A 12,369-nucleotide genomic window follows, 5' to 3' on the forward strand; every position below is an offset into this window, starting at 1 on the left:
CGCCGAGTGACCAGGTACCCCGCCGAGGGGCATATCCAGCGATGGCTGTCAGCCCCCTCGACTAGAGTCGCAGCCGTGATCACAGGTGAGTTGAAGAGCAGGATCGACCGTATCTGGGACGCGTTCTGGTCCGGCGGTATCTCCAATCCACTGGAGGTGATCGAGCAGATCACCTATCTGTTGTTCATCCGTCGCCTCGACGACGTCCAGACCCTCGCCGAGCGCAAGGCCCGGGTCACCGGCGAGCCGCTCGAGAACCCCGTCTTCTCGCCGGAGCAGAGCCATCTGCGGTGGAGCCAGTTCAAGAACGACTCCCCCGAGGTCATGTTCCGGGTCATCGGCGAGGAGGTGTTCCCGTTCCTGCGCTCACTCGGCGACGGCACCACCTACAGCGAGCACATGAAGGATGCCCGCTTCACCATCCCGACGCCGGCACTGCTGAGCAAGGTCGTCGACATGCTCGACGAGGTCCCGATGAACGACCGGGACACCAACGGCGACCTCTACGAGTACATGCTCTCCAAGATCGCCTCGGCCGGCACCAACGGCCAGTTCCGCACCCCGCGCCACATCATCGACCTGATGGTCAAGATGACCGCGCCGAGGCCCGACGACGAGATCTGCGACCCCGCCTGCGGTACTGCCGGATTCCTGGTCGCGGCCAGCGAGTACGTCCGGGAGACGCATCCGAATGCGCTGCTGGATGAGAAGCAGCGCAGCCACTTTCACAAGTCGATGTTCCACGGCTACGACTTCGACTCGACCATGCTGCGGATCGGCTCGATGAACATGCTGCTGCACGGCGTCGAGGCCCCGGACATCCGCTACCGCGACTCGCTGTCCGAGGGTGCGAGCGAGGATGCCGACAAGTACACGCTGATTCTGGCCAATCCGCCGTTCGCCGGCTCGCTCGACTACGAGTCGACGAGCAAGGATCTGCAGCGGGTGGTCAAGACCAAGAAAACTGAACTGCTGTTCCTCGCGCTGTTCTTGAAGCTCCTCAAGCCCGGCGGCCGGGCCGCGGTGATCGTGCCCGATGGCGTGTTGTTCGGTTCGTCTAAGGCGCACAAGACGCTGCGTAAGATGTTGGTCGAGGATCAGAAGCTCGACGCCGTCGTGAAGCTCCCCAGCGGTGTGTTCCGCCCGTATGCCGGGGTGTCGACCGCGATCCTGTTCTTCACCAAGACCAACTCTGGTGGTACGGACGACGTCTGGTTCTACGACGTGCAGGCCGACGGCTTCTCCCTTGACGACAAACGCAATCCCGTCGACGCCAACGACCTCCCCGATCTCCTCACCCGCTGGCAGTCTCTTTCTTCGCCGGTTGAGCCGGGCGACGAAGGAGCCCGTGTCGAAACCCAGCGTGCACGCACCGAGCAGTCCTTCCTGGTCCCCAAAGCCGACATCGTCGCCCAGGACTACGACCTGAGTCTCAACCGCTACAAGGAGATCGAGTACGACGAGGTGGAGCACCGCCCGCCGCTGGAGATCATCGCCGACATCGAGAAGCTCGACGCCGAGATCGCCCAGGGCCTCGCGGAGCTGAAGGCGATGCTGTCGTGAGGAGCGCCCAGGTTGGTGAAGTCTCGCAGCAGTTGCGGGGGGTGACGTTCTCTAAGGCGGACGCTATCGATCGCCCCTCTGACGGATACGTCGCAGTGCTGACAGCCAGCAACATCCAGGACGGCGTGCTTGACACGTCATCAGTAACGTATGTACCCGCGCACAAGGTCAGCGACAGGCAGATTGTTCAACGTCATGATGTGATCGTTTGTGCGTCAAGCGGAAGTTTGAAGGTTGTCGGCAAGGCTGCACAGAGTGATGGGCAGTTCACAGGCGGGTTCGGGGCGTTCCTAAAAGTCCTCCGGCCTGGTCCGGACGTCGACCCACGGTACTTCGCTCACTACTTCCAAACGCCAAGTTATCGACGGATCGTATCGTCTTTAGCCGCTGGCGCGAACATCAACAATCTCAAGAACGAGCATCTAGATAGTCTGGTCCTCCCACTCCCACCCCTCCCCGAACAACGCCGTATCGCCGCAATCCTCGACCACGCCGACGCCCTCCGCACCAAGCGCCGCCAGGTCCTCGCCCACCTCGACTCCCTGGCGAGCACCGCATTCCTCGACCTGTTTGGTCCGCCGAAGACATGGCCAGACCGATGGACGATGACAACCATCGGTGACCTCTCGACAATGGTCACCTATGGAACCGCCAGCAAAGCAGGCGAGTCTGGGGCGTGGCCGATCCTGCGAATGGGCAACGTGACCGATGACGGTCACTTGGATCTGTACGACCTCAAATACGTCGACCTCGAACCCCAGGACGAGCCCAAGTACACGCTCAGGGCCGGCGACATGCTCTTCAACCGCACAAACAGCAAAGAGAAGGTCGGTAAGGCCGCTGTTGTCCGGTCAAGCGAGAAGCTCGCGTTCGCCGGTTACCTAGTACGAGTGCGATTCGACGACTCAGCGACGGCAGAGTTTGTCGCCGCATACCTCCGCAGCGCCCACGGCGCCGCAGTCCGCAGGAAGCTAGCGAAGGCCGCAGTCAATCAAGCGAATATCAACGCCAGCGAAATGCGCAGGATTCCGGTGGCGGATGCTCCGGCAGGGCTGAAGCAGCAATTCGAGCATATATTGGCTGCAATCGAGACGCAGCGCCAATCAGTACTTGCAGGCCTCCGTACCGACGACGAACTCTTCGCCTCCCTCCAATCCCGAGCCTTCCGAGGTGAGCTCTGATGACTGCCCCGACCTGGCACGAGTACATGGCGCCAGCCCTCCGAGTGCTCGAGGACGGCCAACTCCACAAGGCGCGGCATATCGTCGATGACGCCGCCAATCTGCTCGGCGTGACCGCCGAGCAGCGCAGCACGATCAATCAGTCCGGGCAGCCGCAGTACCTCAACCGTGGTCTCTGGGCACTCTCGTACCTGTCCCGTGCTGAGGCCGTCGAGCGACCAGCCCGCGGCATCTACCGAATCACAGACATCGGCCGGAATCTCCTAGCCGAGCACCCCGACGGCATCACCGAGAAGAACCTGCGCGGCCTCGGCAGCTATGAAGGCCCCCGGCGCAGCACCACCATCGCGACACCGACGCCCGCAACCGCCGACGACACCGCGAGCCTCGACCCCGAGGAGATGATCGATCAGGGCATCGCCCAGATCATCGATGACGTCTCCGACCAACTTCTGCAACGGATCCTGGGCAACGAGCCGGTCTTCTTCGAGCAGGCAGTGCTCGACCTGCTGATCGCCATGGGCTACGGCGGCGCGGAGGGCAAAGCCACCCGCACCCAGCTCTCCCACGACGGTGGCATCGACGGCATCATCGACCAGGACGCCCTCGGCCTGTCCCGGATCTATGTGCAGGCCAAGCGCTACTCAGCCGAGAATCCCGTCGGCCGCGAAGCGATCCAGGCCTTCGTCGGCGCCCTCGCCGGCAACCAGGCGAGCCAGGGTGTCTTCATCACCACCAGCCGATTCTCACGGGACGCGACCGACTTCGCCTCGTCGATCGCCAACCGGGTGATCCTCATCGACGGACACCGTCTGACGCGGCTGATGATCCGCTACGGCGTCGGCGTCCAGGTCAAACAGCGCCTGGAGATCGTCGAGATCGACGAGGACTTCTTCGAGTAGTAGCTCGCGCCGTACGGCAGGAACACCGCCGCTCAGTCCGCTTCGATTCTGGGCCAGTCCGTTGTCAGATACGCTTCCACCGCCCGGTGGCGGAAAGCGTAGGGTTTGCCGCGACTGATGATCCCGCGAATCTGGTCGAGTCGCTGCGGGACTGCCCCTGATTGCTGCGGGGTAGCATATCCAGCTGCTGTGGCAATGGCCGTGAGTGTTCGACGACCCGAATCGATCTGGGCCATCGCCTCAATGAACTGCCGTTCCCGTTCCGGCAGTCTGTCGAGGATGCGGCAGACATGGGAAACAGCCTCGCTCTCAACCAGTGACCACCCGGCGAGAACGTCCTCGCGCGTGATCGTGTCGGAGTCTCCGGCGTACCACCCGTACGCGCCCGCGAGTTGAAACAAGAAGGGTTCTCCCTTGCTCAAGTCAACGATCGCGTCACGCGCGGCGGGGTCGAGAACCACATAGTCGCTTCCTCCGTGCTGATCTGGTATCTCCCACCCTTCGGTGACGATCCCCTGAAGAGCGGCCTGCATGTCTTCGTCAGTAATGGGGCGCAGGGTGTTGGTCAGGAACCGGCGAGCGAAGGTTGCCCCCTGCTGGGCATGAGCCATCTCCTCGAACTCAGGAAGTCCCGTGAGATACACCGCCAAGGGAAGGTGGCGAAGAATTTCCCGACCACCTGGCGCGGTGACCGTGACCTCGGTGGCCAGCGCGTCGCCGAGTGCCGTGAGAATCTGCGACAGCGCGGCTTCATCGCTGATGTTCTGGACCTCGTCCAGGTGGACGACGACCATGACTCCCTGCGCCATCGCGGCACTTCCGAGCTCAACCAGCAGTTTGGTGAGCGCGACATACGGTTCGTCACCCTCCTGCCCTTCCCTCAGCTCCAGCGACACACCGAATGCGGCAATGCTACTTACGCGAGCCAGAATGGCCTTCAGCTCCTGACGGGGACGCGTCGACAACCCCGCCTTGTTCGCGAGGTTGAGGAGCTCGCCGGCGAGCCGCTGCATAGGGTCACTCCCCAGCGGGATCCGAATCTGATCCGTGACCCAGTCACCACGACTCTCGGCGTCACGAGCGATCGTCCGCACCAGAGACGACTTCCCCACCCCAGCCTCACCGAGGAAGGTCCTACCCCGTTCGTCGATTCCGGAGATCCGCCGAGGCCGCAGAATACTGTTCCAGTCATTCAGTTGCTGACTCCGGCCAGCCCAGATCCGCGGTGGCGTGTCGGCACCAGGGCTGAAGGGGGAGTCTACGGGTTCACGCATGAGTTAACATTAACAACTTGTGGCTCGCTGTTGTTAATGTTAACTGGAAAGCGGAACTGTATTCAGAAGGGCGGCGGGCCGGCGTCCCGCGCGGCTTGCTCGCGCAATTCCCTGTTCTTGGCGCGGACAGACTTCCGCCAGGCGTGCTTGTACGCGGTGGCAGCCTGTCGGCCGCCGCCTCGTGTTTCGGCGACTCGGTTTTCAGTTGTCGAACGTCTTCCTTCGATGGTGTGGTCGGGTTGTGACTCGGCCAGTGGCGTCGCCGCTGATCCGCGGTGACGGCAACGCAGCCCGGTCAGCTGCGGGAGCAGCCACTGGTTCTCCGCACGGCTGTCGACGGTGATGCCGTGTCCGGTGGTCACCGAAGTCCAGAACACCCCACTGTCATCAACCCACAGCTCGTCGACCCAGCCGTCCTGCGGACGCTGGGCACCCAGGTGGGTCTTGATCTGATGATGCTTGAGACACTTCGGATCCACGTTGCACAAACACGTCGGCCCACCGGTGGCCGGGCAGACCTGGTCGAACTCCTCGACATGATCGAGCTGGCAATTCCATGCCGCCCGCTCGCAGCCCGGGATGGTGCACGTACCGAACAAGGCCCGCACCAATGCATCGAGGGTTGCCGTCGGACGGTACGGATCAGCCTCCTGATACGTCCGATCGATCAGCCCGTCATCCGGATCCAGCAGGTTGTCCAGGTCCAGGTCACGCACGAGCGCGTCGGGACGCTCGGCGAGCCGCCGGATCTGTTCAGCGCTGATCGGCCCGTGACCGTCGAGGTAGCCGGGGGTGTCCCGATCCGGTTCAGCAGGCTCTCCACCGCCGGCGCTGTCGGCACAGGGGCGGCATTCAGCCACACCACGGCTGTCGGCACCGGAGTCCGGGTCGGCATCGTCAGCGCCACCAGCATCGTCGTTGTGTGCGGGCTTCTCGGGAGCATTCTCGGGCTCGAGGATGCTCTTCTGGCAGACCGCGTGAATGACGATCCGGGCCTGGCGTTCGGAGACCTCGTCGTCGCTGAGTGTGGCGGTACAGGTCGCTTCGTCACCGCAGGCGCAGGTGAACGGCACCCGCCGCAGGCGGGCGATCGCCGCCGCTGATCGCCGCTGACCCGGGGTCCGCGGATCGTTCGGGCAACACCCCTTGGCCAGGGCGGTGACCGCTTCGAGTGCCAGGCGTGATTCCTCGGCGTCGGCGGTGATCGTCAACGCCCCGAGGCCCTCACCGCGGTCGCGGTGGACCACATTCGTACGCGACCGATTCTTGTCCCGGCGCCGCCGGTCGGCGTCGACGTCCCGGCGGGCGACGACCCGGTCGGCGATCCGCCGGGCGGCCCGCACCGAGATATGGCCGGCCTTGCCCAATCCCGACGCCAGGTCCGCATCCACGGCGGCCAGGATCTGCGGGTCGTCGACGATGTCGGTGCGATCGACCACCGTGGTGAACATGTCCGGATCGATCACCCCGTCCCGCAACAACTCCGACGTGCCCGGCAGACGATCGGCGGCCGCCATCGCCTCAGCGACCAACGCCCGCGCCCTGCCCGTCGGCACCGCGAACCCGATCGCGACCTCCTCGACGGTGACCGTCCACGGATCGAGCAGATCCCGCTCGGCCACACCATCGTGGACCTGCGCCCCCACCTCGGCCAACGCCAGATCGAGGAACTCGCCGATACCGCGCAGCTGCGACCAGTACAAAAACGACTGCCCCCGATGCGCGGCCACCGCGAACGCCATCCACCCACGACACTGCGCATCGACACCGGCCTCGTCCCCGGGAACGATCATCCCCGCGACAGAACAATCCACCCGCCCCCACGCCGACGCACCGTCCGTGGATGCCATCGTCATTCACCTCCCCCGCGAGCCGACACACGATAGCTTGTATGTTCGACTCTACTATGACACGGGGTACCGACAATCCCGTGGTGCTTCTCTGTGCCGCACCCCCTGCCCTCCCTGGTGGGCCAACGCCATCCCTCACGATCGACGCGCGCATGTCGATGTCGGAGGCGCGGGATATGCTCGCCCGTTCGTCCCAGACCGGCTTAGGAGATATCCGATGATCATGCCCGATCCGCAGCTACTCGACCCTCAGCGCTTGTGATTCGGCTTGCCGGACATCCCTGACCGGATCACGCGCGCCGATATGATCACACCCGAGGGGTGATTCCATGACCGACGAGATGACGAGCGACGCTGCCATATGAGCAACTTCGCCTTCGTCCGCCAGACACTGCCTGACATCCACGAGGACTGTGCCCGCGCCGAGTCGTACGTGCGCTCCGACCCGCGGACCGCCTGCTTCTACTCGCGTCGCGTCGTCGAGGAGATCGTCGGATACTTGTACGACGTGCTGTCGCTGAGAACGCCATACCGTGACGACCTCGCCGCGAAGATCGATGACCCGGGGTTCAAGCGGCAAGTGCCACAGGGCATCACGCAGAAGATGACCGCGATCCGCCGGCTCGCGAACACGGCCGTGCATGAGAGCCGGCAGATCCGTCCCGACGTCTCGCACCAGGTTCTGCGTGAGCTGTTCCAGATCGTCGTCTGGACGTCGTACAACCATTCGCCCCGCCCCGACGTCGTGCCGATGCAGGCACACTTCGATCCCAAGCTCGCCGCCCGCGCTGCACCGCTCACACGCGAGGAAGTCGCTCAACTCGCCGCGAAGTTCGCTCAGCAGGACGAAGCACATGCCAAGGCCCTCGCCGCGAAGGACGAGGTGCTGGCCGCTCGTGAGGCCGAGATCGCGGAGCTGAAGGCACAGATCGCCGCCGCACAAGCCGAGTCGCAGCCCGACGATCGGGATTACAGCGAAGCACAGTCGCGTGATCTGTTCATCGACGTCCTGTTGGCCGAGGCCGGCTGGCCACTCGATCAGGACCGCGACCGGGAGTATCCGGTCAGCGGAATGCCGAACAGCACCGGCACCGGCTACGTCGACTACGTACTGTGGGGTGCCGACGGCCTGCCCTTGGCCGTCGTCGAAGCCAAGCGCACCTCCAAGTCCGCGGAACTGGGACGACAGCAGGCCAAGCTGTACGCCGACTGCCTTGAGCAGCAGTTCGGCAGGCGACCGGCCATCTTCTACACCAACGGCTACGAGCACCACCTCTGGGACGACGCGGGCGGCTACCCACCCAGGGAGATTCAGGGCTTCTACACGCGTGACGAACTGGAGCTGCTCATCCAGCGTCGGCGCACCAGCACTCCGCTCTCCCCGTCACCGGTCAACACCGACATCGCCGGACGGCCGTATCAGGTTCGCGCCATCAAAGCCGTCGCCGACGCCTTCGACCGCAAGCAGCGCGAAGCCCTGCTGGTGATGGCCACCGGCGCTGGTAAAACCCGCACCACGATCGCCCTGGTCGACCTGCTGCAGAAGGCCAACTGGGTCAAGCGCGTGCTCTTCCTGGCCGACCGAACCGCACTGGTCAATCAGGCGGCGAACGCGTTCAAGGCACACCTGCCGGGCTCGACCACCGTCAATCTGGTCACCGAGAAGGCGATCGACGGCCGGATCTACGTCTCGACCTATCCGACGATGATGAATCTCATCAACGAGACCGACGATGGCCTCCGGCGCTTCGGTCCCGGATACTTCGACCTCATCGTCATCGACGAGGCCCACCGCTCCGTCTACGCGAAATACGGCGCCATCTTCGACTACTTCGACACGCTGCTGGTGGGACTGACCGCCACCCCGAAGGACGAGGTGGACCACAACACCTACCGGCTGTTCCACCTCGAAGACGGCGTCCCCACTGACGCATACAGCCTCGAGGAGGCCGTCGAGGATCGGTGGCTTGTACCGCCCAGGGGAATCAGCGTCGGCACCCAGTTCCTGCGATCGGGCATACGGTACGACGACCTCACAGACGAGGAGAAGGACGAGTGGGACACTCTCGACTGGGGCGATGACGATCCGCCCGACGAGGTGGGAGCCGAGGAACTCAATCGGTTCCTATTCAACGAGGACACCGTCGACAAGGTGCTCGTCACCCTGATGACGCAGGGCCACCATGTGGCCGGCGGCGACCGGCTCGGTAAGACGATCGTGTTCGCCAAGAACCAGAAGCACGCCGAGTTCATCGCAAAGCGCTTCGATTTCAACTATCCGGAGTACGGCGGACGATTTGCACGCGTGATCACCCACGGAACCCCCTACGCGCAGACGCTGATCGACGACTTCTCCATGAGAGACAAAGACCCGCACATCGCGATCAGTGTCGACATGCTCGACACCGGGATCGATGTCCCCGAAGTGGTCAACTTGGTCTTCTTCAAACAGGTCCGATCCAAGTCCAAGTTCTGGCAGATGATCGGCCGCGGCACCCGCCTGCGCCCAGACCTCTTCGAGCCCGGCGAGGACAAGAAGGATTTCTTCGTCTTCGACTTCTGCGGAAACCTCGAGTACTTCAGCCAGGACCTTCCCGGGTCTGAAGGGCGGATCCAGAAGTCTTTGGCACAGCGGCTCTTCGAGGCCCGACTCGATCTTGTGATGGCGGTCGGCGACGATGACCCTGATCTGCGTACCTCGACCATCGACACACTGCACGAAATCGTTGCGGGCATGAACGTCAACAACTTCCTGGTCCGCAAGCACCGCAAAACGGTCGAACGCTTCGCCTCAGCCGACTCCTGGAAGACGCTGACACCCGAGGATGCCGAAACGCTGCGAGAGATCGCGGACCTGCCGTCCACCGTGCGCGACGACGACGAGCGTGCCAAGCGCTTCGACCTGATCGTGTTGCGGCGGCAGTTGGCTCAGCTCGCAGGCGACGCGGTCGCCGCCGACACTCTGCGCCAGACGATCCAGGACACGGCCGCCGCACTGCTCAGCAAGACCGCGATCCCCTCCGTCGCCGAACAGGCCGTGCTCCTCGAATCCGTCGCCGGCGACGAGTGGTGGATCGGTGTGGCACTGCCGATGCTTGAGATAGCTCGGCTCCGGATCCGCGGGCTGGTCCGATTCATCGAGAAGACCTCCCGCAACCCGGTGTACACCGACTTCACCGACACCCTCGTCGACGCCGTCGAGGTGTCACTGCCCGGCACGACTCCCGGTACAGACTTCGAGCGATTCCGCGCCAAGGCCGAGGCCTTCCTGAAGGATCACCTGGACAACCTTGCACTGCAACGCCTTCGCCGCAACAAGCAGCTGACCAAAGACGATATCGGCGAACTGGAGCAGATGCTGATCGCGGCCGGAGCGGCGGATACTGACATCAACTGGGCCGATGCGCAGACAGGTGGCCTCGGCATCTTTGTCCGCGGCCTCGTCGGCCTCGATCGGGCCGCTGCCACCGAAGCGTTCCAGCACTACCTCGACGGCACCACCTTCTCCGCCGAGCAGGTGCGCTTCGTCGGACATATCGTCGACGAGCTGACCAAGAACGGAGTGATGGAACCCAAACGGCTTTTCGAATCGCCGTATACCGACCATGCCCCGACCGGTCCCGACTTCTTCTTCCCCGAAGCCGACGTCGATTCGATCGTCGGGATTCTTCAGACGATCAAACAGACCGCTATGCCCGAGGATGTCGCATAAAACGGCTTCCCACCGGTACACAGCACACGAATCGCGACCGCCCTGGCTGAGCAGTCCTCGGAGAATCCATCCCACCGAACCATTGTTAGGGTCACCTAACTAGCGTAGGGTCGCCCCATGGGAAAACTCGCTGACTCGCCTCTGGATCCCACCGCCCGCGCCGTCGCCGACCGGTTGCACGGCGCCAGCAAGAAGGAGATGATCCGCAGCGCGGCGCCGGCGCTGACCAAGATGGTCAAGCATCGTTTCCGCGAAGGCACTTGGGACAACACCCAGTCCGAGGACGGCAAAGCCTTCCTGGCCGACAAGATGGTCGCCCTCGACAAGTCCAAGGCCGAACTCTGCTACCTGCTGTGCCGCTCACTGGATGCGCGCCGTGTGGTCGAGGCCGGCACCTCGTACGGGGTGTCGACGATCTATCTCGCCGCCGCTGTGCGCGACAACGTCGCCGGCACCGGCGAGACTGCCGTGGTGTACGGCACCGAGCACGAGCCCGGCAAGGTGGCGCAGGCCGAGCAGAACCTCACCGACGCCGGGCTTCTCGGCTACACGCAGATCCTGTCGGGCGACCTGCGTGAGACCCTGCCCGACGTCGACGGCCCGATCGACTTCATGCTGGTCGACATCTGGATTCCGATGGCCCTGCCCGCACTCAAGGCCGTGGAGCCCAAGCTCCGGCGCGGCGCCCTCGTGCTGTGCGACAACGTCATCAGCGGCGCGAAGGAGTACGCCGACTACCTGACCTACGTACGCGACCCGCACGGGCCGTTCCAGTCGGTCACCATCCCCGGCCAGGGCGGCGTCGAGGTCTCGATGAAACGCTGACACCGCGCGAACGTCATCCTTCCAACTGGTCCGCGTTCGCGACGATCGCGTCCCGGACATATTGTGCCAGACCGGGTTCAAGGTCCTCATAGGTCGCGGTGAACCGCGGATCGGCGACGTACATCTCCCCCAGGCAGCGGTGGAACGACGGCGGACAGTCGTAGAACCGGCGGTTCATCTGCTCCCGGGCCGCTTCCGCGGCAGCCATCGCCACCTCGCCGTCGGCGGGCAGACCGGCCCGCTTGGCGTCGACGAAGCTCTGGTTGATCGCGTCGGTCTCGGCCTTGATCTCGGCCCAGTCGGCCTTCGTGTAGTTCTTGGTCCGCGTGGCAGACTGCTTCCACGCGTCGGTCTCGCCCCAGCGCTCCTGTGCTTCGGTCTGGTAGTCCTCCTTGAAGCCGTCGCCGAAGATCTCGCGCATCTCGGCATCGGTGGCGGGCTGCTGGTTCATTTCTCTCTCCAATGCTCTATCGATGGCGCCGACCAACTCGGTGAGCTCGTCGAGCCTGGTCATGACCACTTCGCGCTGGCGCCGCAGGTGCTCGACCGGTGATTGACCGGAGTCGAGCAGTCCGGCGATCTGGTCGAGCCCGAACTCCAACCGCCGGTACAGCACGATCTGCTGCAGCCGATCGAGGTCGGCCGCCGAGTACACGCGGTAGCCGGCCGGTGACCGCTCACCGGGCGTCAGCAACCCAATCTCGTCGTAGTGGTGCAGAGTGCGGACGGTGACACCGGTCTTCTCGGCGACCTGCCCCACCGTCCACCGCTCCTCGCTGCGTTCCGTCGTCATAGCCACCATCATGTGGCCTCACGCCGCGGGAGGGTCAAGGCTTGCAATCACGCTGCGACCGAGAATGAGGGACTGCTGCACGGTTAGGTGACAGGTTGTAGTCACGCCGCCAGTGCGGCGGTCGTGTTCATGATGGTCTCGAACTCGATGGGCGTCAAACGGCCCAGGCGGGCCTGACGACGGCGACGGTGGTAGGTCCTCTCGATCCAGGTCACGATCGCGATGCGTAGCTGCTCGCGGGTGGTCCAGGAGCGGCGGTCGAGGACGTT

General features: G+C 64.1%; 9 protein-coding genes. 5 read left to right on the top strand and 4 right to left on the bottom strand.

Features of this window, described 5'->3' with window-relative positions; translation table 11 throughout:
• The first annotated feature begins 75 nt into the window (after positions 1 to 75).
• Genes ACJMNC_RS09890 through ACJMNC_RS09900 form a run of 3 tightly spaced genes read left to right on the top strand, consistent with a single transcriptional unit; the run spans position 76 to position 3,646 of the window.
• Positions 76 to 1,563 (top strand): N-6 DNA methylase, encoded by a 1,488-nt coding sequence (locus ACJMNC_RS09890; RefSeq protein WP_408947780.1) that lies wholly within the window; start codon positions 76 to 78, stop codon positions 1,561 to 1,563.
• Entirely contained in the window at positions 1,560 to 2,744 is a 1,185-nt protein-coding gene (locus tag ACJMNC_RS09895) for a restriction endonuclease subunit S (protein ID WP_408947781.1), read from the top strand. The genes ACJMNC_RS09890 and ACJMNC_RS09895 overlap by 4 nt, the downstream gene beginning before the upstream one ends.
• Entirely contained in the window at positions 2,744 to 3,646 is a 903-nt protein-coding gene (locus ACJMNC_RS09900; protein ID WP_408947782.1) for a restriction endonuclease, read from the top strand. Before ACJMNC_RS09895 ends, ACJMNC_RS09900 begins: the two co-directional genes overlap by 1 nt.
• Positions 3,647 to 3,678: 32 nt before the next feature.
• Here ACJMNC_RS09900 and ACJMNC_RS09905 read toward each other — a convergent pair whose 3' ends face one another.
• Both ACJMNC_RS09905 and ACJMNC_RS09910 read right to left on the bottom strand, forming a co-directional pair.
• Positions 3,679 to 4,920, bottom strand: a complete 1,242-nt coding sequence (locus ACJMNC_RS09905) for an AAA family ATPase (RefSeq protein ID WP_408947783.1) — start codon at positions 4,918 to 4,920, stop codon at positions 3,679 to 3,681.
• A 62-nt stretch (positions 4,921 to 4,982) separates the two neighbouring features.
• Positions 4,983 to 6,770: a DUF222 domain-containing protein gene (locus tag ACJMNC_RS09910; protein WP_408947784.1), complete on the bottom strand. Its 1,788-nt coding sequence runs from the start codon at positions 6,768 to 6,770 to the stop codon at positions 4,983 to 4,985.
• 361 nt (positions 6,771 to 7,131) lie between these two features.
• Between ACJMNC_RS09910 and ACJMNC_RS09915 the strand changes: the two genes are divergently transcribed.
• Both ACJMNC_RS09915 and ACJMNC_RS09920 read left to right on the top strand, forming a co-directional pair.
• Entirely contained in the window at positions 7,132 to 10,482 is a 3,351-nt protein-coding gene (locus ACJMNC_RS09915) for a DEAD/DEAH box helicase family protein (protein WP_408947785.1), read from the top strand.
• A 117-nt stretch (positions 10,483 to 10,599) separates the two neighbouring features.
• Positions 10,600 to 11,307, top strand: a complete 708-nt coding sequence (locus tag ACJMNC_RS09920; protein WP_408947786.1) for an O-methyltransferase — start codon at positions 10,600 to 10,602, stop codon at positions 11,305 to 11,307.
• Between the two features lie 13 nt (positions 11,308 to 11,320).
• On the opposite strand, the gene ACJMNC_RS09925 is transcribed toward ACJMNC_RS09920, so the two are convergent.
• Positions 11,321 to 12,100, bottom strand: a complete 780-nt coding sequence (locus ACJMNC_RS09925; protein ID WP_408947787.1) for a MerR family transcriptional regulator — start codon at positions 12,098 to 12,100, stop codon at positions 11,321 to 11,323.
• Positions 12,101 to 12,201: 101 nt separating this feature from the next.
• The coding region (locus ACJMNC_RS09930) for an IS3 family transposase (RefSeq protein WP_408947793.1) at positions 12,202 to 12,369 on the bottom strand (168 nt) is incomplete at its 5' end.

It is taken from the genome of Gordonia sp. VNK21, assembly GCF_046098115.1.
Classification (GTDB): Bacteria; Actinomycetota; Actinomycetes; order Mycobacteriales; family Mycobacteriaceae; genus Gordonia.

Bases quoted from the DNA above. Each gene is read 5' to 3' on its own strand.
- ACJMNC_RS09900 (WP_408947782.1), top strand. From the start codon at position 2,744: ATGACTGCCCCGACCTGGCACGAGTACATGGCGCCAGCCCTCCGAGTG.
- ACJMNC_RS09905 (WP_408947783.1), bottom strand. From the start codon at position 4,920: ATGCGTGAACCCGTAGACTCCCCCTTCAGCCCTGGTGCCGACACGCCA.
- ACJMNC_RS09910 (WP_408947784.1), bottom strand. From the start codon at position 6,770: ATGGCATCCACGGACGGTGCGTCGGCGTGGGGGCGGGTGGATTGTTCT.
- ACJMNC_RS09915 (WP_408947785.1), top strand. From the start codon at position 7,132: ATGAGCAACTTCGCCTTCGTCCGCCAGACACTGCCTGACATCCACGAG.
- ACJMNC_RS09920 (WP_408947786.1), top strand. From the start codon at position 10,600: ATGGGAAAACTCGCTGACTCGCCTCTGGATCCCACCGCCCGCGCCGTC.
- ACJMNC_RS09925 (WP_408947787.1), bottom strand. From the start codon at position 12,100: ATGACGACGGAACGCAGCGAGGAGCGGTGGACGGTGGGGCAGGTCGCC.